Origin of the sequence: Yersinia massiliensis (assembly GCF_003048255.1) — a bacterium.
Lineage (GTDB): Bacteria > Pseudomonadota > Gammaproteobacteria > Enterobacterales > Enterobacteriaceae > Yersinia > Yersinia massiliensis_A.
Genome location: NZ_CP028487.1, coordinates 1024000 through 1045970 on the forward strand (window position 1 = coordinate 1024000; position 21971 = coordinate 1045970).

Below are 21971 nucleotides of genomic sequence, written 5' to 3' on the forward strand. Positions count from 1 at the left end.
ATCGGCATTACATGGGGCTTAAGCGGTGACTTCCTTTCAGGATATGGCTGTTTACACAACTTTTCCTTCAGGTGCGCCCCTGAGTCAGCTTGGCCTATGCTATTATGCGCAACCTGCAGTCCTCACTAGGTAACAACACGTGTTTCCACAAAAACAATACGTGTCTCCCTAAAAACAATAGACATTCCGTGGTGATAGATGAGCAATAGCTATCTGGCGTTTCCGAAATTTGATCCGGTCATTTTCTCCGTTGGCCCGGTTTCCCTTCATTGGTATGGCCTGATGTACTTGGTGGGTTTTGTCTTCGCCATGTGGTTGGCCGTTCGTCGGGCCAATAAGCCAGGCAGTGGTTGGACAAAAGAAGAAGTCGAAAATCTCCTTTATGCTGGATTCCTCGGTGTGTTTGTCGGTGGCCGTGTTGGCTACGTTCTGTTCTATAACTTGCCACTGTTCCTCGATAACCCTCTTTACCTGTTTAAAGTTTGGGATGGCGGAATGTCATTCCATGGCGGCTTGATTGGTGTTATCTGTGTGATGTTGTGGTTTGCCCGCCGCACCAAGCGCCATTTCTTCCAAGTTGCCGACTTTATGGCGCCTTTGATTCCCTTCGGCTTGGGTGCTGGCCGTCTTGGCAACTTTATCAATGGTGAATTATGGGGGCGTGTCACGACGGATACTCCTTGGGCCATGTTATTTCCGACCTCTCGTGGTGAAGATATCGCGATTGTTGCCGCAGATCCGGCGAAGTGGCAGGCGATATTCAATCAGTACGGTGTATTGCCACGCCATCCCTCGCAGTTATATGAAATGATCCTTGAAGGGGTGGTGCTGTTTATCATCCTGAATCTGTTTATCCGCAAACCACGCCCGATGGGCAGTGTTTCTGGCCTGTTCCTGATTGGTTATGGTGTGTTCCGCATTATCGTAGAATGCTTCCGCCAGCCAGATGCTCAGCTTGGTTTGTTCGACGGCGTGATCAGCATGGGGCAGATCCTGTCTGTGCCTATGATTCTGGCCGGTATCATTATGATGATTTGGGCGTATCGCCGTCCTGCGCAACAACTTTCGTGAGGTAACATGAAACAGTATCTGGATTTGATGAAAAAAGTGCTGGAAGAAGGCACCCCTAAAGATGACCGTACCGGAACAGGAACTGTGTCGATTTTTGGGCATCAGATGCGTTTCAATTTACAAGACGGTTTCCCTCTAGTCACAACCAAGCGCTGCCATTTGCGCTCGATCATCCATGAGCTGTTATGGTTCCTCAATGGCGATACCAATATTGCCTATCTGAAGGAAAATAACGTCTCGATTTGGGATGAGTGGGCGGATGAGAATGGCGACCTTGGCCCTGTGTATGGCAAGCAATGGCGTGCATGGGGTGCAGCTGATGGTCGTCAGATTGACCAACTCAGTAATGTGGTGAAACAGCTTAAGCAGGACCCTAATTCACGTCGTATCATTGTGTCTGCCTGGAATGTGGGTGAGCTGGACCAAATGGCATTGGCGCCTTGCCATGCATTCTTCCAGTTCTACGTGGCAAATGGCAAGCTTTCTTGCCAGCTATACCAACGTTCTTGTGACGTGTTCCTCGGCTTGCCATTCAACATTGCCAGTTATGCGTTACTGATACACATGATGGCGCAACAATGTGATTTGGAAGTGGGGGATTTTGTCTGGACAGGTGGTGATACTCACTTGTACAGCAATCACATCGAGCAAACACATCTGCAATTGAGCCGCGAGCCACGGGCGCTGCCGAAACTGATCATCAAACGTAAGCCTGACTCTTTGTTTGATTATCACTTCGATGATTTTGAAATTGAAGGATACGATCCGCATCCGGGAATTAAAGCCCCAATAGCGATTTAATCCTTGAACCGGAGCCGCAATGGCTCCGGTATATCCACCGAATTCCCTTCCTGGCTAAGTGCATCCCCCAGCCATAAAAATGCGAGCTGTGCCGCACCATTCTTGACACTGATGTTGTCCCAAAAAGAATTTTGCGTAACGTTTCCAGACTCGACAATAAGCCAATAGACCTCACATTTTCGTGACGTAAACTCGCGGCATGAAAACCTCCATGGCATTGAAAGAAATAGAACTACCCAAGGATATTCACTTAATAAGACAAAAAGGTATCAGCCTCATTGAGCTGTTGGTGGTTATTGCCTTGGTCGGCGTGATGGCGACATGGAGCGCACAAAGTTGGCACCATTACCGGCAGAGAGAAAGGCTCGCTGATAGCGCACGTCAGCTACTGGCCTACTTAACGCTTTTACAAGCGCAAACTAATCGTAGTAATGGCACGGCATTATTGTGGATACAACACACTGGGCAGGGGTGCTTAGGTTGGGGAAGTCGACCCAATACTGCATGCTCAGCGTTGGCTGGCGATACATTTATCCCACCACATCCTGATGTTGCTATCACTTTTTCACTGCATAAAAATATTGGTTTCTACGGTATAAGAAATACAGCGCAAGCAGGAAACATCATGCTCAGTAACCCCGCAGGACGCATTCGATTAATTATTTCCAGTAGAGGCAGAATGAGGTTGTGTAGTGAAGGTGAGTCAATATCAGGTATCTCTCGATGCCAAAAGTAATCAGAAAATCTGTAGAACTCACTTTGGTGCAGAGTGAGCCAAAATACATGGCAGGTTTTACACTGCCCGAAATGATGTTGGCATTAAGTATTGGCAGCATGATTATGCTTGCCGCGACTCAAGTGTTTCCAAAATTGCGTCACAACATCACATTGCTGCAACAGCGTTATCATCTGGAATTGATACTAAGTCAGGCTATGGCGGTGCTTGAAAAAGATTTACGGCGCGCCGGTTTTTGCCAAGGTGAGTGTCAGGGGAACGCGATTACCACACATCATTATTCAGGTGAGATACCCGATTCTTGTCTAATCGTTGCGTATGACCTTAATCGCAATGGCCGATGGGAGGGGGAGGAGCATACAGAATCCGAATATTTTGGTTACCGCTTACGTAATAAGGGATTAGAGGCCCAGCGAGGCGAACGCAATTGCGCTGGCAGTAGTTGGGAAAATCTATTAGACCCAAAAGAGGTCACCATCACGCACTTTTCTGTACGTAGATTACCTGAACACGCTTCTGCTCAAATATATACCGTGCAATTAGCGGGGCAAAAAACAGGTCATTCAGCCATCCGTCATCAGCTTATTTATACGATACGTGGCAATAATTTATGAAGCAGAACGATCAGCGGGGAACCAGTACTTTAACCGCTATTGCCGTACTTTTTGCACTTGGCTTATTGCTGTTATCCGCTTTGCACCGCCAATTAGACAATATTCAGCAAATTACCGCTGTGGATAAGCGTTACCTGCTGGCATTTAATCAGGCAACGTCGTCATTGAATTGGGGGAGGAGTCAGCGTTGGCTATTCACTTTACCAAGGCATACTAATGCAACATGGTATTGTCAGGAAAAACAGCTAATTGGCTTAAAGGCTTGCATCAAACCAGCCTCGCTGACAGGGTTTTATATACTTAGAGGCGAGAGCCAGTTCCGTGGGACTGCCGCTCCCTTGATCTTGTATCAACGTGTCAAATTGAAGAGCGATGATAAAAATAACCTAAGCTATCAATTAGTTAAAGATGCTCATGGTTGGTTGGATTTTTGCCCGGATAAGGATGCACAATATTGTATTCATTGAAATATCACCACCAACGACAACTCACCCAAAAGTCAGGTATTTCCCAAGCGCAACTAGGATTTAGCTTGCCAGAAGCCTTAATTGCGGCACTATTTTTCTCTGTATCGCTGCTCGGGTTGTTGCAATACCATCAATCACTCTTGCAGGGATTTTCTTCTTTATGGCAACAGCGTCAGGCTTGGTCTTCACTTCATCAGCATATAGACCGTATTGAGCTCGGAATGTTTGATGAGTCACTTATCACAGGAATGATATCAAACGGGATATATCGGCAGTCTATCGGTAGAATTGATGGGGAGTGTACTGAGCTCAATTTTACTCTTGTGGGACAATATCATCAGCGAGTAGATCTAAGCCGTTGGTTTTGCTCAATGAGTGATGGCTGAATCCCGATAATTGCGGGGGCTAAACGTGATAATAACGATAACCTATTGCACTCACTCGTTATCAAGCTAGAGTATTAAACCTCAGGATTTATTCATAAATGATTATCAATTTGTTTAATCATTTATGAGTATTATCCATTGTGTCTTAAGGGAGCCATCATGTTCACGGTTTATCATTCTAATCAACTGGATTTACTCAAAGCGCTAACGACAGCGCTGATAGAACGAGAACCGTTAGATAATCCTTTCCAGCAAGAGGTTGTGTTAGTTCAAAGCCCTGGGATGGCACAATGGTTGCAAATGCAACTGGCGCAACAGTTTAGCATTGCAGCCAATATTGAGTTTCCGCTGCCTGCCACCTTTATCTGGGACATGTTTACCCGTGTTTTACCGGATATTCCGAAAGAGAGCGCTTTTAGCAAAGATGCCATGACATGGAAACTGATGTGGCTGCTACCGGATTTACTGGATGACCCCGCATTTTCGTCAATGCAGCGCTATCTCAGTGATGATGGCGACAAACGTAAGATTCACCAGCTTGCCGCGCGTGTTGCTGACCTTTTCGACCAGTATTTAGTCTACCGCCCAGAATGGCTAGAGGCTTGGGAAAGAGGTCAGCTTATTGATAATTTGGATGAAGCCCAACAATGGCAAGCCAAGTTATGGGTTGAGCTAACTCGTTATACTCGCCAACTGGAACAACCTGAATGGCACCGAGCTAATCTCTATCAGCGTTTTATTCGTACACTCCTCGACTCAAAGGTTTGTCCCGCAGGGCTGCCAAAACGGGTATTTATTTGCGGTATATCGGCACTACCTCCCGTCTATTTACAGGCACTGCAAGCGCTAGGTAAGCACATTGATATCCATTTGATGTTTACAAATCCTTGCCGCTATTTCTGGGGGGATATTCAGGATTATGCCTTCTTGGCTAAGCTGCAAAGCCGCAAACGTCGGCATTATCGTGAATCGATGGAAGGCCAACCAGTAGACGGTAAACCAACAGAAATAAGCCTGTTTCGCCATCCTGAGCAGGCCGAACAACTTTTCAATGCAGATGGTGAGCAGGATCTCAGTAATCCGCTACTGGCCTCATGGGGGCGGTTAGGGCGGGATCATATGTATCTATTGTCACAAGTGGATGATATCCAAGAGGTCCATGCTTTTGTCGATATCGATCCAGACAATCTTTTGCATGGTATTCAGCACGATATGTTGGAGTTAGAAGACCACGCCATTATTGGGACAACACCGGAAACGCTAGCGCATAGCGACCAAAAGCGGTGCCTAGATCTAGCTGATCGCTCACTGAGCCTGCATGTTTGCCATAGCCCACAAAGGGAAGTCGAGGTTTTACAAGATAGCCTATTGAGTTTGTTAGCCGCAAACCCTGAACTGACACCACGTGACATCATTGTGATGGTGGCAGACATTGATAGTTATACCCCCTATATCCAGGCCACATTTGGTAATGCAATTGGGGATCGCTACCTACCTTTTGCGATTTCAGACCGCAAGGCCAGTCAGGCTCATCCGGCATTACAAGCGTTTATCACCTTACTTGATCTGCCCCAAAGTCGGTTTACCTCTGAACAAGTCTTGGCGCTATTGGAAGTCCCAGCACTAGCCAATAAGTTCGGCATTACTGAAGATGGGCTGCGTCGTTTACGGCAATGGGTTGGGGAATCGGGCATTCGTTGGGGGCTAGATGATGAGAATGTGCGGGAACTCTCTTTACCTGCTACGGGGCAACACACTTGGCATTTTGGTATCACCCGCATGTTGCTGGGTTATGCCATGGACAGTAGTGCGGGGGATTGGCAAGGTGTTCTCCCGTATGATGAATCAAGTGGCTTGGCAGCGGAACTTGCAGGGCAATTGGCTGATATTTTGATGCAACTGAGCCAATGGCGACAACAGTTAAGTGAACCTCGCTCACTTAGCGACTGGCTACCCTTGTGTCGCAACTTATTGGATACCTTTTTTGAAGCTGATAATGATACCGAAGCTGTTTTGGTGCTGATAGAGCAGCAATGGCAGAAAGTGATCAGTTATGGCATTGAAGCTCGATATCCTGACGTGGTACCGCTTAATTTGTTGCGGGATGAACTGGCATCACGCTTAGATAATGAACGTATCAGTCAGCGTTTTCTGGCGGGGCCAATCAACTTCTGTACCTTGATGCCCATGCGCTCCATTCCATTTAAGGTGGTTTGTTTATTGGGTATGAACGACGGTATCTATCCGCGAACACTGCCGCCGCTGGGTTTTGATTTGATGGCCAAACAGGTTCGCCGTGGCGATCGTAGCCGCCGTGATGATGACCGATATCTGTTCTTAGAAGCACTACTTTCTGCTCAGCAACAGCTTTATATCAGTTATATAGGGCGTTCAATTCAAGATAACAGTCAGCGTTATCCTTCGGTGTTAGTCAGTGAGTTAATCGAATACATTTCACAGAGTTATCATTTACCCGGAGATGAGCACCTAGGTGCCGATGACAGCGCCAAACGGGTGATTCAGCACTTACTCTGTTTGCATGCGCGTATGCCGTTTGCAGCAGAAAACTTTATCCAAAATAGTGAACAGCAAAGTTACGCTGCCGAATGGCTGCCTTCGGCTGAATCTAAAGGGCTGGCTCACCCAGAGTTTAATCAATCCTTAGTTCCTGAAGCGTTACCCGAAATAACCTTGGATGAATTAATTCGTTTCTACCGCCATCCTGTCAGGGCCTTTTTTCAACTTCGCCTTGGGGTGAACTTTGTGATTGAAGAAACTGAATTACCGGATGAAGAGCCATTTACCCTTGATAATCTCAACCGATATCAGCTCAATACACAGCTACTGAATGCACTTATTGATGATGGTGATATCAATACTGTCTTTACTCGTGCTCGAGCGGCTGGCAGCCTGCCCTATGGATCTTTCGGTGAGCTATATTGGGAAAGTCAGCAAGAAGAAATGGTGCCACTGGCTGAACAAATACGCGCTGAACGGCGAGATAATTACAGTATTGAGCTTAATATTGAATTTGGTGAAACTGTCCTCACAGGCTGGATTCATCAGGTACAAGAGGATGGTTTAATCCGTTGGCGTCCCGCGGCATTGACGGCAGTTGATGGGCTTTTATTGTGGATTGAACATTTGGTGTATTGCGCCGCAGGCGGTGAGGGTGATAGCCGAATGTATGGACGTAAAGGAACGGCGTGGCGCTATGATACCTTGAGTTCTGATGAGGCTCGACAGTATCTACAACAACTTATCATGGGGTATCAGCAAGGGATGTGTGAACCTTTACTTCTGCTAAGTAAAAGTGGTTGGGCATGGTTAAGTCAGTGCTTTGAACGTGAGTCTGGCCAAATTCTGTGGGATGACGAAACACAGACGAAAGCACGGATGAAACTTTTGCAGGTTTGGCAAGGTGATCAGCGAGTTAGCGGTGAAGCTGACGATTATTACGTGCAAAGAGTGATTCGCACAATGGATAACCAACACCTCGACATGATAATACATGAAGCGGAGCGTTATTTATTACCGATTGCCCGCCATAATAAGGCATGAAAACGGCTCGAAACTAAGCCAGATAGTTGTTCATGTTGAATATCAGAAAGCTAGATACGTGTTTTAGCGGCAATTAAAAAGGGTTAAGGGAGAAACGGAATGCATAAACAGTTTGCCCGCATCATTGGCATATTTTTCTTACTGGGTTTGCTAGCACCATTAAGTTGGGCGGCAGAGCCTGCATGGCAGCCTCTAGCAGAAGCTATTCACAAAAGTGAACATGACCAACGCGAATATCAGGCAATAAAGTTGCCAAATGGTATGACCGTATTACTCGTTTCTGATGCACAAGCCCCTAAATCCTTGGCAGCGCTCGCGTTGCCGGTAGGATCATTGGAAGATCCTAATAACCAATTAGGTCTGGCTCATTATTTGGAACACATGCTATTGATGGGCTCTAAACGTTTCCCAGAACCTGGCAGTTTTGCTGAGTTCCTGAAGAAACATGGTGGCAGCCACAATGCGAGTACCGCATCTTATCGAACCGCCTATTATCTTGAAATTGAAAATGATGCATTGGCCCCTGCCGTTGATCGACTCGCGGATGCTATCGCAGAGCCCTTACTCGATCCGATAAATGCAGATCGTGAACGTAATGCTGTAAATGCTGAACTGACGATGGCCCGTTCCCGTGATGGGATGCGTATGGCGCAGGTGAATGCTGAAACGATGAATCCTGCGCATCCAAGTGCGCGTTTCTCGGGCGGTAACCTAGATACACTAAAAGATAAGCCTGATGGTAAATTACATGACGAGTTATTGAGCTTCTATCATCGTTACTACTCAGCCAATTTGATGGTGGGCGTACTGTATAGCAACCAGCCTCTGGAACAATTAGCAAAACTAGCCGCTGATACCTTTGGCCGCATCCCAAATCGAGATGCAAAAGTGCCGCCAATTACTGTACCTGCAGTCACGCCTGACCAAACCGGCATCATTATTCATTATGTTCCGGCCCAACCACGTAAACAGCTTAAAGTGGAATTCCGCATTGATAACAATAGTGCCGAGTTTCGTAGTAAAACAGATACTTATATTAGCTATTTGATAGGTAATCGCAGTAAAGACACATTATCTGACTGGCTACAAAAGCAGGGACTGGCAGATGCCATCAGTGCAGGCGCTGACCCAATGGTCGACCGTAATGGCGGCGTGTTTTCTATTTCGGTATCACTCACCGATAAAGGTTTAGCCAAACGTGATGTTGTCGTGGCTGCCATCTTTGATTACATCAATATGCTGCACAAAGACGGCATTAAAAAGAGCTATTTTGATGAAATCGCCCATGTGTTAAATCTTGATTTCCGCTATCCCTCAATCACACGGGATATGGATTATATCGAGTGGCTGGTGGATATGATGCTGCGAGTCCCTGTCGCGCATGTCCTTGATGCACCTTATCTGGCTGATCATTATGATCCTAAAGCCATTGCCGCTCGTTTGGCAGAAATGACGCCAGAAAATGCGAGGATCTGGTTCGTTAGTCCAGACGAACCTCATAACAAAGTGGCGTATTTTGTCGATGCTCCTTATCAGGTCAATAAAATCAGCCCTGAAGTGATGAAAGAGTGGAAGCAGCTAGGTAGTGATATTTCGCTGAGTTTACCTGCTCTTAACCCCTACATTCCGGACAACTTTGAGCTAATTAAAGCGGATAAAAATATTACCCATCCGCAAAAAGTTGCTGAACAACCAGGCTTACGGGTGTTTTACATGCCGAGCCAATATTTTGCAGACGAACCCAAAGCCGATATCTCAGTTGCTTTTCGCAATCAGCATGCTTTGGACTCTGCTCGTCATCAGGTCCTATTCGCGCTGACTGATTATCTGGCAGGGCTTTCACTTGATGAACTGAGTTACCAAGCTTCTATTGGTGGGATCAGCTTCTCAACATCGCCAAATAATGGGTTGTATGTCAGCGCTAATGGCTTTACGCAAAGGATGCCACAGCTATTAACTTCTTTGGTTGAAGGTTATTCCAGCTTCACGCCAACAGAAGACCAATTGGCACAAGCTAAGTCTTGGTACCGTGAACAACTTGAGGTTGCCGAAAAAGGCAAAGCCTATGAGTTAGCGATTCAGCCAGCCAAATTACTATCACATGTTCCTTATTCTGAACGTAGCGAGCGGCGTGAACTGCTCAACACCATCAGTGTTCAAGACATCGTGACCTACCGTAATAGTTTGCTCAAAAAATCGGCCATTGAAGTATTGGCTGTTGGGAATATGACTGCGCCACAAGTGACTTCACTAGCAGAGTCGCTGAAAAAGCAAATGAGTTTGACGGGGACAACTTGGTGGACGGGCGAAGATGTCGTGATCGATAAAGCGCAACTAGCCAATATGGAACGGGTCGGTAGTAGCTCTGATGCTGCGCTAGCGGCGGTGTATGTGCCTACCGGTTATTCGGAAATTGATGGTATGGCGCGCAGCGCATTACTGGGCCAAATTGTTCAACCCTGGTTCTACGATCAACTGCGCACGGAGGAACAGCTGGGTTATGCGGTCTTTGCCTTCCCAATGTCGGTTGGCCGTCAGTGGGGGTTAGGTTTCTTATTGCAAAGTAACAGTAAACAACCTGATTACCTTTATCAGCGATATCAGGCCTTCTATCCACAGGCAGAGAAGCGCCTGCGTGAGATGAAACCGGTTGATTTTGAACAATATAAGCAAGGGCTAATCAACCAGTTGCTGCAACGTCCGCAAACGCTAGATGAAGAAGCTGGCCGTTACAGTAATGATTTCAACCGCAATAATTTTGCTTTTGATAGCCGTGAAAAAATGATTGCTCAAGTGAAATTGCTAAACAATGCCGCGTTGGCTGATTTCTTCCAGCAAGCCGTCACCAAACCGCAAGGTCTGGCGTTACTTTCTCAGGTGAAGGGACAAGGGCAAACAGCGGGCGGGTATGCAGTACTGAACGGGTGGACTACGTTCCCAACGACTTCAGCTTTACAGGCGACCTTGCCACAGAAGGTCTTGGCACCATGACATCAATGGCTCCCCGGCGGCTGGAGCCGCTAACGCTACCTCTGTATGGTGAGCGGCTCATTGAAGCTTCTGCCGGTACTGGTAAGACATTTACCATCGGGGTGCTTTATCTGAGGTTATTACTCGGCTTAGGTGGGGAAGCGGCTTTTAGCCGCCCCTTGATGGTAGAGGAAATCCTTGTGGTGACCTTTACCGAAGCCGCAACGGAAGAGTTAAGGGGGCGAATTCGCGACAATATTCATGAGTTGCGTATCGCTTGCGTGCGGGGAGTCAGTGATAACCCGATGCATAACGCTTTATTATCTGAAATCATTGATTTGAGTGAAGCTGCCGCGCAGCTGTTGGCGGCTGAACGCCAGATGGATGAAGCTGCCATTTATACTATCCACGGCTTTTGCCAAAGAATGCTGGCAAATAACGCCTTTGAATCCGGCATCTTGTTTGAGCAAACACTGATACAGGATGAATTGCCATTACGCAGACAAGCTTGCGCCGACTTTTGGCGCAGACACTGTTATCCGCTGCCCTTGGCGGTCGCACGTGCGGTCAGCCAAGAGTGGAGTGGGCCAGAGGCATTACTTAATGATCTTTCTGCTTACTTACAGGGGGAAACGCCAAAGTTTCGACAAGCCCCCAGTGATGATGAAACGATACTGAGTCGGCACCAACAAATCGTCGTGCAAATTGATGCAGTCAAAGCGCAATGGCGAGCAGCAGCCTCTGAGCTAGAGGCTTTAATTAGCGGTTCAGGGGTCGATAAGCGTAGCTATAGCACACGATATCTGCCCAACTGGCTAGAAAAAGTCGGTATGTGGGCAGAGCAAGAAACCGGTGATTATCAGTTACCCAAAGAACTGGAGAAATTTCGCCAGTCGGTCTTATTTGATAAAACCAAAAAGGGTGATGTGCCGCAACATCCAGTATTCAGTGCCATAGAGAGAATCTTCGAGCAACCTCTGACGCTTAGGGATCTGATTTTAGCCAGAGCTATCAGTGAAATCCGCACATCTGTCCAGCAAGAAAAGCGACAACGGGCGGAGTTGGGATTTGATGACCTGCTTAGCAAACTCGATACCGCACTGCAACAACCAGGCAGTGAGTTATTAGCTCAATCTATTCGTACCCGTTATCCCGTTGCAATGATTGATGAATTTCAAGATACCGACCCGCAACAATATCGCATTTTTCATACCCTGTATGGAGGGCGAAAAGAATGCGGACTATTGCTGATTGGTGATCCTAAGCAGGCTATTTATGCGTTCCGTGGCGCAGATATCTTTACCTATATTCGTGCCCGTTCTGAAGTAAGTGCCCACTACACGCTAGAGACAAACTGGCGCTCATCGTTCCCTATGGTGCAATCAGTTAATCGACTGTTTAGCTTGGTTGACGTGCCTTTCCTATTTGAACAAATTCCTTTTATACAGGTGGCAGCAGCAGAAAGAAATAGCTGTTTATCTTTTGAAATTAAAGGGAAAAAACAACCGGCTATCTCTTTTTGGTTGCAGCCAGGAGAGGGCGTTGGGGTTAGTGAATACCAACAATTGATGGCACGACAGTGTGCGGCACAAATTCGAGATTGGCTAACCGCAGGGCAAAATGGATTAGCGCTATTAGTGACAGCCAGTGGCCCAAAACCGGTTCAGGCATCAGATATCACTATTTTAGTGCGCAGCCGTGCTGAGGCTGCATTAGTTCGAGATGCGCTTAGTGCGCTGGCTATCCCATCGGTCTATTTATCCAACCGTGATAGTGTGTTTGATACCCCTGAAGCTAAAGATTTGTTGTGGTTGTTGCAGGCGGTTCTGAACCCGGAGCATGAGCGCACATTGCGCAGTGCTATGGCAACAGGATTGCTGGGATTGGATGCAAAAATACTGGATGCATTGAATCACAATGAGCGCGATTGGGATGCATTGGTAGAAGAGTTCGATAATTATCGCCAACATTGGCAGCGCCGTGGTGTTTTACCGATGCTGCGGGAGATGATGGCTCGTCGGCACTTAGCTGAAAACTTGCTCGCGACACCCGGTGGAGAGCGTCGTTTAACGGATGTACTGCATCTAGGGGAATTGTTGCAAGAGGCCGCGTCAAAACTTGATAGTGAGCACGCACTAATCCGCTGGCTCGCACAACAAATAGCGCAACCGAATCACCAGTCAGACAACCAGCAGCTACGTTTGGAAAGTGATCGCCATTTGGTGCAGGTTATTACCATTCATAAATCGAAAGGACTGGAGTACCCACTCGTTTGGCTACCTTTTGTCGGTAATTTTCGCCAGCAGCAGGACGTGTTGTATCACGACCGACATAGTTTTGAAGCACTGCTTGATCTGAATGCTGACGAAGAAAGTCAGGCTCTGGCTGAAGAAGAGCGATTAGCAGAGGATTTAAGGTTGCTCTACGTGGCACTGACACGTGCCGTTTATCATTGCAGCGTCGGGATTGCACCGCTTATCAAAGGTGGGCGGAAAAAACAGGGTGAAAGTGATATTCACCACAGTGCGTTAGGTTACTTAGTTCAGCAAGGGCAGGCTGGGGATGCACACTATCTGGCCGACAAATTAGCCGAGTTAGCTGCTTTAGCCGGGGGGGACATCTCAGTTTCACTCGCACAGGGTGTTAGTGATACCGCTTGGCAACCACAACAGGAAGCTTTACCTACACTCGCTGCGCGCCAATTTACCCGACACGTACAGGATAACTGGCGGGTTACTAGCTATTCCGGCCTACAGCAGCATGGCTCAAGTAAAGGTGGTACATCACCACTCCTGAATGCACCATTACAAGAGCTATTGCCTCGATTGGATACTGATGCTGCTGGTGAGCATGCATTAATAGCATCAGCAGATTTAACTCCCCACGCTTTCCCACGCGGTGCTGCGCCGGGTACTTTTCTGCATGACTTACTCGAGCCTATGGATTTTAGTCAGCCCATTGAGTCAGTCTGGCTAGCTGAGCAATTACAGCTACAGGGTTTTGGTGAGCAATGGTCATCCATGCTTTATCAATGGCTAAATGACATCGTGCAAGTCCCTCTCAATGATACTGGCGTCACACTGGCGGGGTTAGCACCTGAGAACAAGCAAGCAGAATTACAATTTTACTTGCCAATCGACGCACTGTTACAGGCCCATGAGTTAGATACTTTAATCAAACGCTATGATCCACTTTCTCGTCAGTGCCCCGTACTGGATTTTCAGCAGGTTAGAGGGATGCTTAAAGGGTTTATTGACTTGGTCTTCTACTGGCAGGGTAAGTATTATCTATTGGATTACAAATCTAATTGGTTAGGTGAAGACGGTAGCGCCTATACCCAAGAGGCAATGGCTCAGGCGATGGCCGAGCACCGCTATGATCTGCAATACCAGCTTTATACGTTGGCGCTACACCGCTATTTACGGCACAGACTGGCAGATTATGACTATGAACGCGACTTTGGTGGTGTCATTTATCTCTTCTTACGGGGTGTCGATAAGCAATATCCGGGTAACGGTATTTTTAGCTGCCGCCCCGAACGAGCACTTATTGAGGGAATGGACGGCTTATTCAGTGGTCGCGATATCAACCATGATTCAGCTAATGCCGATGAGGATATATCAATATGATGGCGTTACTGGATCAGGCTGTTCGTGACCACTTACTGCGCCCGTTGGATGTCCAATTCTCACGCCTGATTGCCGGTGGGGATAACCCTATGCTGCAATTGGCTGCGGCCATTCTCAGTGCTGAAGCGGGGGCTGGCCATGTTTGCTTACCCTTAAGCTATTTACAACCCGAGCAATTATTGGGTGGTCGGCAGCCTGCATTATCACAAGAGCTGTGGCAAGCCGCCGGTGCGCCTGATGAAGCACGTTGGACACAAGTGCTCAAAAGCTCACTCGCTGTCAGTGATGGGTCACAGCCAACCCCCTTGGTTTTGCAAAATGGCCGTTTATATCTGCAACGTATGTGGCAATACGAAGGTGATGTTGTTCGGTTCATTGCTAGCGACAGTACGCTGGTAAGGATTCATGAGTCTAGAGAGATAAACGAAACACTCTTAAGAACGACGTTAGACCGCCTGTTTGGTTTGGCTGATACTGATGTTGACTGGCAGAAAGTGGCGGCCGCGGTTGCGGCTACCCGTCGTATTTCCGTCATTTCGGGTGGTCCAGGTACAGGGAAAACAACGACGGTAGCTAAATTGTTGACTGCGCTGATACAACTGAGTGAGGGGCAACGTCTGCGCATCCAACTCGCTGCACCAACGGGCAAAGCCGCTGCGCGATTAACAGAGTCACTGGGCCATGCCATTGGGCAACTCTCATTAACCGAGGCTGAACGTCAGTTATTTCCGGATCAAGCATCGACGTTGCATCGTTTGTTGGGTGCGCAGCCTAACAGCCAGCGTTTGCGTTATCACCGTGGTAACCCGCTAAACCTTGATGTGCTGGTGGTTGATGAGGCATCCATGGTGGATTTACCCATGATGGCGCGGTTAATTGCCGCTCTGCCCGCAAAAGCACAGGTTATTTTTCTGGGGGATCGTGATCAGTTGGCTTCGGTTGAGGCGGGTGCTGTATTGGGTGATATTTGCCGTTTTGCCGAGTGGGGTTACAGCGAGTCGCGAGCTGAAGAATTAGCCCGTTTAACGGGGTGTACGTTAACGGGAATCATCCCTATCGGAGATGTCTCTAAAGATAGTATTAATGTTCGCGATAGTTTATGTCTGCTACGTAAAAGCTACCGTTTCGATGAAAAATCGGGCATTGGGCAGCTCGCTCTAGCGGTTAATACGGGTAAGTATCAACATGCATTATCCGTTTTAAGCGGCTCTTACTCAGATATTGAGAGCTTCCCTTTGGCCGATTCAGATGATTATCAGATATTGCTAGAAGACTGTGTGACGGGATATCAGCATTATCTTCAATTGGCGACATCAGGAGCTCGGGCTGTTGATGTGTTAGCGGCTTTTGGTCGTTATCAACTGCTGTGTGCTCTACGAAGTGGCCCATTTGGTGTTAGCGGATTAAATGAACGAATTGAGCAGTTGTTACATCGTAAGAGGCTAATTGAGCGAGCATCAGGACCCAATGGGCGTTGGTATGTTGGCCGGCCAGTGATGATTGGGCTTAACGACAGTGCGCTTGGCCTGTTCAATGGTGATATCGGCATCGCGTTATATGATTCAGAAGGCGAGTTACGCGTACACTTCCAGCTACCCGATGGCAACATTAAGTCGGTACAACCTAGCCGCCTCCCCAACCATGAAACCGCTTATGCGATGACGGTTCATAAATCCCAAGGCTCAGAATTCGAACACACGGCATTAGTATTGCCTAACACTATTATGCCAGTGCTGACTCGTGAACTGGTTTATACCGCGATAACCCGCGCTCGCCAGCGGTTGACCCTGTATTGTAACGATGCGGTTTTGAGTCATGCGATACGAACACCCACACAGCGTCGCAGCGGATTAGTCGATCGGTTAAATGAGCTGAAGACATTAAGCTGAGGGGCGAAAGCCCCTCAAATTCCATTCATGAACGACATTAACTTTTGACTCAAAACAAAGCCATCGAATCAGAACGAGCGCTCTCAAGATTGTCACATCAACCAACAGAATCTACAAATCAGCCAGCAGAATCTTTGAACGCCGCTGATAATTGTATAACTCCTGCTTCTGAACGGGTAAAACCTCAACCTCAGCAGGGGTAAAGCCACGTTCTTGGAACCAGTGAATGCTGCGGGTAGTTAGTACAAACAGTTTTTTAAGGCCCATTTGGCGCGCCTGATTTGCTACACGCTTGAGGAGCATTTCACCACGTGAGGAGCTGCGATAGTCCGGATGGACTGCAACACAGGCCATTTCACCGATTTGTTCCTCTGGGAATGGATAAAGTGCAGCACAGGCAATCGTCAGATTATCTCGCTCAATAATAGTGAATTTATCAATCTCCATCTCAAGCTGCTCGCGTGAGCGACGAACCAAAATCCCTTGCTGTTCCAACGGACGGATCAATTCCAGTATTCCACCAATATCATTAATGGTCGCACGGCGGACTTGCTCCGCACTTTCCATCACAATTTGTGTACCGATACCATCACGAGAGAACAACTCTTGTACCAGTGCGCCATCTTCCTGATAGCTCAATAAATGGCTGCGGCGCACACCACTACGGCATGCTTTGACCGCACCACGTAGAAAACGCACTGTTCCTGAGTTGTAGTCCCCTTCTTGTTCTAAATCTTCGATTCGTTTTTGAGCTTCATTGGGGAACAGCTCTGAAATAATGTTGCCTTCGTTATCTGTCACCCCTTGGGATGAGCAAAACCCGATCATTTTTTCTGCTTTAAGTTTGATGGCTAACTGTGTCGCGACTTCTTCTGACGTGAGATTAAAACTCTCACCCGTGACTGAGACGGCAACGGGTCCTAATAACACGATCGCGCCGTTATCCAATTGGCGATGAATGGCTTCTTCATCAATACGCCGAATACGCCCGCTATGGCAATAGTCGACACCATCATCGACACCTAATGGCTGAGCAATAATAAAGTTACCGCTGACCACATTGATATGCGCACCTTGTAGCGGAGTATTATTCAAACTCATGGATAATCTGGCCGTGATATCTAGCTGCAATAAACCAGCAGCCTGCTTAACCATTTCCAGTGTGCGGGCATCTGTTACTCGAGTATGTTTGTGATAAATTGGCTCGTAGTGATGCTGCGCCAGATTGCTATCGATTTGTGGGCGTGCTCCGTAAACAACAACCAGCCGAATACCAAGGCTATGCAGTAAACCGATATCGTTAACGATGCTAGTGAAGTTTTCATGTTCAATCGCTTCACCACCCAACATAACGACAAAGGTCTTGCCACGATGCGCATTGATATAGGGAACTGAGTGACGAAATCCCTGGACCAGTTCAGTACTACGTTCCTTCACGGCAGACCCTCATTGAATTTTTATTCGATATTTTTGTATTTTTATTCTTTTTTGACCAAGATGGCAAGCAACAAATTACGATCAAATGCATATATATGGCGGGTATGTATTAGTAAGTTGAATAACGTAAAAAAATGTTTTTCTAATGACAGCATGGGATTGATTCGTTAAAGTTTTTCCTCATAAACTTTTTTTGTTTGTTTTTTATTCATATATTGGTAGTTACTTTGGAGTTACATGGCAGATTCAAATCATAATTCTGGGCGTCGCCGTCTATTACAAGGTGCCGCCGCAGCCTGGATGCTGAGTGTCAGCAGGGTTGGATTTGCTGCTTCCTCACACATTATTGCTGTCAGAGTTTGGCCTTCTTCGACCTATACTCGAGTGACGTTAGAATCCAGTACTCCACTGAAATATAAACAGTTTGCGCTGAAAAATCCTGATCGCATTGTGGTTGATATTGAGGGCGTTCACCTTGACAGCGTCCTGAAAGAGATCAGCAATCAGGTTCAGTCTAGTGACCCTTACCTCAAGCAGGCTCGTGTTGGGCAGTTTGATAAAAATACCGTCAGGCTGGTTTTAGAGTTAAAGCAAAGCATCAGTCCACAGTTATTTACGTTGAAACCCTTCGCAAAATTTCGCAATCGCTTGGTCGTGGATTTATATCCGGAGCAGGGCAGTACCTCGGTTGAAGATGACCCCTTACTGGCATTATTGGAAGATTATAATAAAGGGAACGTTGAACGTAATTTACCCGCAGAGGCACCTAAAGCCGGTAAAGCAGGACGAGATAGGCCAATTGTTATCATGCTGGATCCTGGTCATGGTGGCGAAGACCCAGGAGCCATTGGGCGAAATAAGACACGCGAGAAAGATATCGTGCTGCAAATTGCTCGCCGGTTACGAGCATTGATTCAGAAAGAACCCAACATGCGAGTGTTCATGACCCGCAATGAAGATGTTTTTATCCCGCTAAAAGTGCGGGTAGCAAAAGCCCGTAAGCAACGTGCAGACTTATTCATTTCGATCCATGCTGATGCATTCACCAGTCAGGCTGCCAGAGGATCTTCCGTATTTGCGCTTTCAACCAAGGGCGCAACCAGTACGGCTGCAAAATTTTTGGCCCAAACGCAAAATGAGGCAGACCAAATCGGCGGGGTCAGCAAGAGCGGAGATCGTTATTTAGACCATACCATGATTGATTTACTGCAAACGGCGACGATCAGTGACAGCCTGAAGTTTGGCAAAGAAGTGCTCAATCGAATGGGTAAAATAAATAAGCTGCATAAGAACAGTGTCGATCAAGCAGGATTTGCGGTTTTAAAAGCCCCTGATATTCCATCAATTCTGGTTGAAACGGCGTTTATCAGTAATCTGGAAGAAGAGCGGAAACTTCGCACCAGTCATTTTCAGCAACAAGTTGCTGAGTCTATTTTTGCTGGCATCAAAGCCTATTTCGCTAATGGTGGGGCAATGGCGCGGGTGTAACCGCTGGGAGATTAATATCGAGCAGGGGCATGACCCTTGTTTGGTCGTTCCACCGCTTACTGACGCTAGCAACCGACGACTCTCGATAGGGTCTTGATACCCAGTAGGTTGTTGATACTCAGTAGGCGGTTGATAATTGAAAGGCAGTGATAAATGACAGTTGCAGGCACTAGAAACAAAAAAACACCCTTGAGGGTGTCTGATGTCGATAGCTAAGTCATTAAGAATTGGTTGCGGGGGCCGGATTTGAACCGACGACCTTCGGGTTATGAGCCCGACGAGCTACCAGGCTGCTCCACCCCGCGTCCGTCTTAATACTTTTTCTATCTTGCTGTGTAATTGGTTGCGGGGGCCGGATTTGAACCGACGACCTTCGGGTTATGAGCCCGACGAGCTACCAGGCTGCTCCACCCCGCGTCCGTCATTACACTTTTACTTCAATTACTGCTAATCGCCTATTCTACTTATTAAACCTTAAGTTTCAAGACTGTCGGACGATATTTGATACTGCTGGTAGCCAGTATCGGTTGGTTGCGGGGGCCGGATTTGAACCGACGACCTTCGGGTTATGAGCCCGACGAGCTACCAGGCTGCTCCACCCCGCGTCCGATTGAGCGCACTATACTCTGGATGAGATCTGTTGCAAGTATTTTTGCCACTTAATTTAGGTAAATAGCGTTTTTCGATTAATTTATCCACTATCTGTTCCCTTTTTCCCCACAACGGCATCAAGGGATTTTTTTCCGCCTGCTGATTCCTTTATCCATAGGCGTTTGTTATCGTTCGCCGGTAGATAAAATAAGTAAGAGAAGGCGCGAGATGACAAGTCGTTGGGGCAAATACCTACTGAGTGGAATAATGATTGCTGTTCTGGCGGGTTGCCAATCGCGACCAACAGATCGTGGGCAGCAATATAAAGATGGGCATCTGGAACAGCCACTAGGATTAGTGAATGAACCGAATGCGACAGGTAAGCCAGTCAACGCAAAAGATTACTCTGATCAGGTGAAAGTGATTAATCAATCTTCACCGGGTTTGTATGGCCGTAATAGTAGTACATTCAATGCAGTTGAGAACTGGATGTTGGCCGGCGCTGATACCAGCAAATTACATCTGTTTGGGCTGAATGCTTACCAGATGGAAGGCGTGGATAACTTTGGTAATGTGCAATTTACCGGTTATTACACTCCGGTGCTCCAAGCTCGCTATACGCCACAAGGCGAATTCCGCCATCCACTTTATCGTATGCCATCGAAAGGGAAGGGGCGCTTACCTAATCGTGCTTCAATTTATGCAGGTGCATTGGATAACCGTAACTTAATTATCGCGTACACCAATTCGTTGGTAGATAACTTTATGATGGAAGTGCAGGGGAGTGGCTACGTTGATTATGGCGACGGGCGGCCGCTGACCTTCTTCGGGTATGCAGGTAAAAACGGCCATGCTTACCGTAGCATCGGTAAGGTATTGATTGACCGTGGAGAAGTCGCTAAAGCCGATATGTCGATGCAAGCTATCCGCCACTGGGCAGAAACACATAGCGAAGCGGAAGTCAGAGAATTACTGGAGCAAAATCCGTCCTTTGTCTTCTTTAAACCGGAAATGTACGCACCTGTGAAAGGCGCCAGCGCGGTTCCTTTGATCGCAAAAGCCTCTGTTGCCTCCGATCGTTCGTTGATCCCGCCGGGTACGACCTTGTTGGCTGAAGTACCTTTGCTGGATGATCAGGGGAAATTCACTGGCCAGTATCAGATGCGTTTGATGGTCGCGCTAGATGTTGGGGGGGCAATTAAGGGTCAACACTTTGATATTTATCAGGGGATTGGCCATGAGGCAGGGCAAGCCGCTGGTTTCTACAACCACTATGGCCGTGTCTGGGTGTTGAAAAATGCTCAAAGTAACGGACCCTTGTTTACAGCCTATCAAAGTGGCGATAAAACCGCCCTGACAGGTAATGGGACACCGTTATTGGTCAATAATCAGGGGCAGTGAACTGATTAATGCGGTAGATTTCACTCTTTATCGAGCGGCCAATTGGCCGCTTTTGCATTTACACTGTCGATATGATTGCAGCTATTTATTAATTCTAAGTTATTAAGGTAACCCGTTTATGAGCACAGCCTTTTCCGAAGCATACCAACAGCGTTTTGGGGGGATTGCCCGCCTTTATGGACAGCAAGCACTGACACTTTTTTCGCAGGCGCATGTTTGTGTTATTGGTATCGGTGGTGTGGGCTCATGGGCTGCAGAAGCGCTAGCTCGTACCGGGATTGGTGCGATCACGTTGATTGATATGGATGATGTTTGCGTCACTAATACTAATCGGCAGATCCATGCGCTGCGGCATAATGTCGGTCAGGCGAAAACCGAGGTGATGGCGGAACGTATTCTGGCGATTAACCCTGAATGCCAAGTGACTTGTATTGATGATTTTATTACTGCGGATAATGTCGCAGAACTTTTAAATAACAGTTTCAGCTATGTCATTGATGCGATAGACAGCGTTCGCCCAAAAGCCGCGCTGCTTTCTTATTGTCGCCGATACAAAATCCCTGTTGTCACCACCGGTGGCGCTGGTGGCCAAATCGACCCAACGCGCATTGAAGTCGTCGATTTGGCAAAAACCATTCAGGATCCGCTGGCGGCGAAGCTACGTGAAAGGCTAAAAAATGATTTCAACGTGGTAAAAAATAGCAAAGGTAAGCTGGGAATTGATTGTGTTTTCTCGAGTGAACCCTTGGTTTATCCGCAGGCGGATGGTTCGGTGTGCGCCTCTCGTAGTACCGCTGAGGGGCCAAAGAAAATGGACTGTACGTCAGGTTTTGGTTCGGCAACCATGGTTACCGCGACTTTTGGTTTTGTGGCGGTATCCCACGCATTGAAAAAAATGATGGCGAAAGCGGCACGTCAGGCGTAATCACC

14 protein-coding genes and 3 tRNA genes are annotated in these 21971 nt (G+C 47.3%); 13 read left to right on the forward strand and 4 right to left on the reverse strand.

The features are described 5' to 3' along the window. Nucleotides 1-198 precede the first annotated feature (198 nt). From lgt to recD, 10 genes are all read left to right on the forward strand, one after another. The gene (lgt, locus tag DA391_RS04665) at nucleotides 199-1071 is read left to right on the forward strand and encodes a prolipoprotein diacylglyceryl transferase (RefSeq protein WP_019211573.1); all 873 of its coding nucleotides are present in this window, start codon (nucleotides 199-201) and stop codon (nucleotides 1069-1071) included. Nucleotides 1072-1077: 6 nt separating this feature from the next. Continuing rightward, nucleotides 1078-1872 carry a thymidylate synthase gene (gene thyA, locus DA391_RS04670; RefSeq protein ID WP_050082267.1) on the forward strand — a complete coding sequence of 265 codons (795 nt, stop codon included), beginning with the start codon at nucleotides 1078-1080 and terminating at the stop codon, nucleotides 1870-1872. Between the two features lie 199 nt (nucleotides 1873-2071). Continuing rightward, nucleotides 2072-2608 carry a prepilin peptidase-dependent protein gene (locus DA391_RS04675; protein ID WP_108087413.1) on the forward strand — a complete coding sequence of 179 codons (537 nt, stop codon included), beginning with the start codon at nucleotides 2072-2074 and terminating at the stop codon, nucleotides 2606-2608. Beyond that, a complete protein-coding gene (locus DA391_RS04680) occupies nucleotides 2596-3222 on the forward strand; it encodes a prepilin peptidase-dependent protein (RefSeq protein WP_050082271.1) in 627 nt (208 codons plus the stop codon). Before DA391_RS04675 ends, DA391_RS04680 begins: the two co-directional genes overlap by 13 nt. Beyond that, nucleotides 3219-3689 carry a YgdB family protein gene (locus tag DA391_RS04685; RefSeq protein ID WP_050082273.1) on the forward strand — a complete coding sequence of 157 codons (471 nt, stop codon included), beginning with the start codon at nucleotides 3219-3221 and terminating at the stop codon, nucleotides 3687-3689. Before DA391_RS04680 ends, DA391_RS04685 begins: the two co-directional genes overlap by 4 nt. Beyond that, nucleotides 3686-4075, forward strand: coding sequence for a prepilin-type N-terminal cleavage/methylation domain-containing protein (locus DA391_RS04690; protein ID WP_050286494.1), 390 nt, complete (start codon nucleotides 3686-3688; stop codon nucleotides 4073-4075). The genes DA391_RS04685 and DA391_RS04690 overlap by 4 nt, the downstream gene beginning before the upstream one ends. 159 nt (nucleotides 4076-4234) lie before the next feature. Further along, the gene (gene recC / locus DA391_RS04695) at nucleotides 4235-7636 is read left to right on the forward strand and encodes an exodeoxyribonuclease V subunit gamma (RefSeq protein ID WP_108087414.1); all 3402 of its coding nucleotides are present in this window, start codon (nucleotides 4235-4237) and stop codon (nucleotides 7634-7636) included. 99 nt (nucleotides 7637-7735) lie between these two features. Continuing rightward, nucleotides 7736-10627: a pitrilysin gene (ptrA, locus tag DA391_RS04700; protein WP_108087415.1), complete on the forward strand. Its 2892-nt coding sequence runs from the start codon at nucleotides 7736-7738 to the stop codon at nucleotides 10625-10627. Further along, nucleotides 10624-14235, forward strand: a complete 3612-nt coding sequence (recB, locus tag DA391_RS04705; protein ID WP_108087416.1) for an exodeoxyribonuclease V subunit beta — start codon at nucleotides 10624-10626, stop codon at nucleotides 14233-14235. The genes ptrA and recB overlap by 4 nt, the downstream gene beginning before the upstream one ends. Continuing rightward, nucleotides 14232-16124, forward strand: coding sequence for an exodeoxyribonuclease V subunit alpha (gene recD, locus DA391_RS04710; RefSeq protein WP_050082278.1), 1893 nt, complete (start codon nucleotides 14232-14234; stop codon nucleotides 16122-16124). Before recB ends, recD begins: the two co-directional genes overlap by 4 nt. Nucleotides 16125-16235: 111 nt before the next feature. Here recD and argA read toward each other — a convergent pair whose 3' ends face one another. Next, nucleotides 16236-17561: an amino-acid N-acetyltransferase gene (gene argA / locus DA391_RS04715; protein WP_050082279.1), complete on the reverse strand. Its 1326-nt coding sequence runs from the start codon at nucleotides 17559-17561 to the stop codon at nucleotides 16236-16238. Nucleotides 17562-17798: 237 nt separating this feature from the next. Here argA and amiC point away from each other — a divergent pair, with 237 nt between their 5' ends. Then, complete coding sequence (gene amiC, locus DA391_RS04720; protein ID WP_050082280.1) at nucleotides 17799-19049, forward strand: N-acetylmuramoyl-L-alanine amidase AmiC; 1251 nt, start codon at nucleotides 17799-17801, stop codon at nucleotides 19047-19049. Between the two features lie 228 nt (nucleotides 19050-19277). On the opposite strand, the gene DA391_RS04725 is transcribed toward amiC, so the two are convergent. The 3 genes from DA391_RS04725 to DA391_RS04735 form a co-directional block, all read right to left on the reverse strand. Then, nucleotides 19278-19354: transfer RNA gene (locus DA391_RS04725), tRNA-Met, on the reverse strand. A gap of 35 nt (nucleotides 19355-19389) precedes the next feature. Beyond that, nucleotides 19390-19466, reverse strand: a tRNA-Met gene (locus DA391_RS04730). A gap of 111 nt (nucleotides 19467-19577) precedes the next feature. Beyond that, nucleotides 19578-19654 (reverse strand) — tRNA-Met (locus DA391_RS04735). Nucleotides 19655-19868: 214 nt separating this feature from the next. Between DA391_RS04735 and mltA the strand changes: the two genes are divergently transcribed. Together mltA and tcdA are read left to right on the forward strand one after the other, a co-directional pair. Next, nucleotides 19869-21041, forward strand: a complete 1173-nt coding sequence (gene mltA / locus DA391_RS04740) for a murein transglycosylase A (RefSeq protein WP_050082282.1) — start codon at nucleotides 19869-19871, stop codon at nucleotides 21039-21041. Nucleotides 21042-21159: 118 nt separating this feature from the next. Next, nucleotides 21160-21966: a tRNA cyclic N6-threonylcarbamoyladenosine(37) synthase TcdA gene (gene tcdA / locus DA391_RS04745; protein ID WP_050082284.1), complete on the forward strand. Its 807-nt coding sequence runs from the start codon at nucleotides 21160-21162 to the stop codon at nucleotides 21964-21966. The last annotated feature ends 5 nt before the right edge of the window (nucleotides 21967-21971 follow it).

Coding starts and splice junctions, on each gene's coding strand:
- DA391_RS04680 (WP_050082271.1), top strand. CDS start 2,596: ATGCCAAAAGTAATCAGAAAATCTGTAGAACTCACTTTGGTGCAGAGT.
- ptrA (WP_108087415.1), top strand. CDS start 7,736: ATGCATAAACAGTTTGCCCGCATCATTGGCATATTTTTCTTACTGGGT.
- lgt (WP_019211573.1), top strand. CDS start 199: ATGAGCAATAGCTATCTGGCGTTTCCGAAATTTGATCCGGTCATTTTC.
- DA391_RS04675 (WP_108087413.1), top strand. CDS start 2,072: ATGAAAACCTCCATGGCATTGAAAGAAATAGAACTACCCAAGGATATT.
- recB (WP_108087416.1), top strand. CDS start 10,624: ATGACATCAATGGCTCCCCGGCGGCTGGAGCCGCTAACGCTACCTCTG.
- amiC (WP_050082280.1), top strand. CDS start 17,799: ATGGCAGATTCAAATCATAATTCTGGGCGTCGCCGTCTATTACAAGGT.
- recC (WP_108087414.1), top strand. CDS start 4,235: ATGTTCACGGTTTATCATTCTAATCAACTGGATTTACTCAAAGCGCTA.
- recD (WP_050082278.1), top strand. CDS start 14,232: ATGATGGCGTTACTGGATCAGGCTGTTCGTGACCACTTACTGCGCCCG.
- thyA (WP_050082267.1), top strand. CDS start 1,078: ATGAAACAGTATCTGGATTTGATGAAAAAAGTGCTGGAAGAAGGCACC.
- DA391_RS04685 (WP_050082273.1), top strand. CDS start 3,219: ATGAAGCAGAACGATCAGCGGGGAACCAGTACTTTAACCGCTATTGCC.
- mltA (WP_050082282.1), top strand. CDS start 19,869: ATGACAAGTCGTTGGGGCAAATACCTACTGAGTGGAATAATGATTGCT.
- tcdA (WP_050082284.1), top strand. CDS start 21,160: ATGAGCACAGCCTTTTCCGAAGCATACCAACAGCGTTTTGGGGGGATT.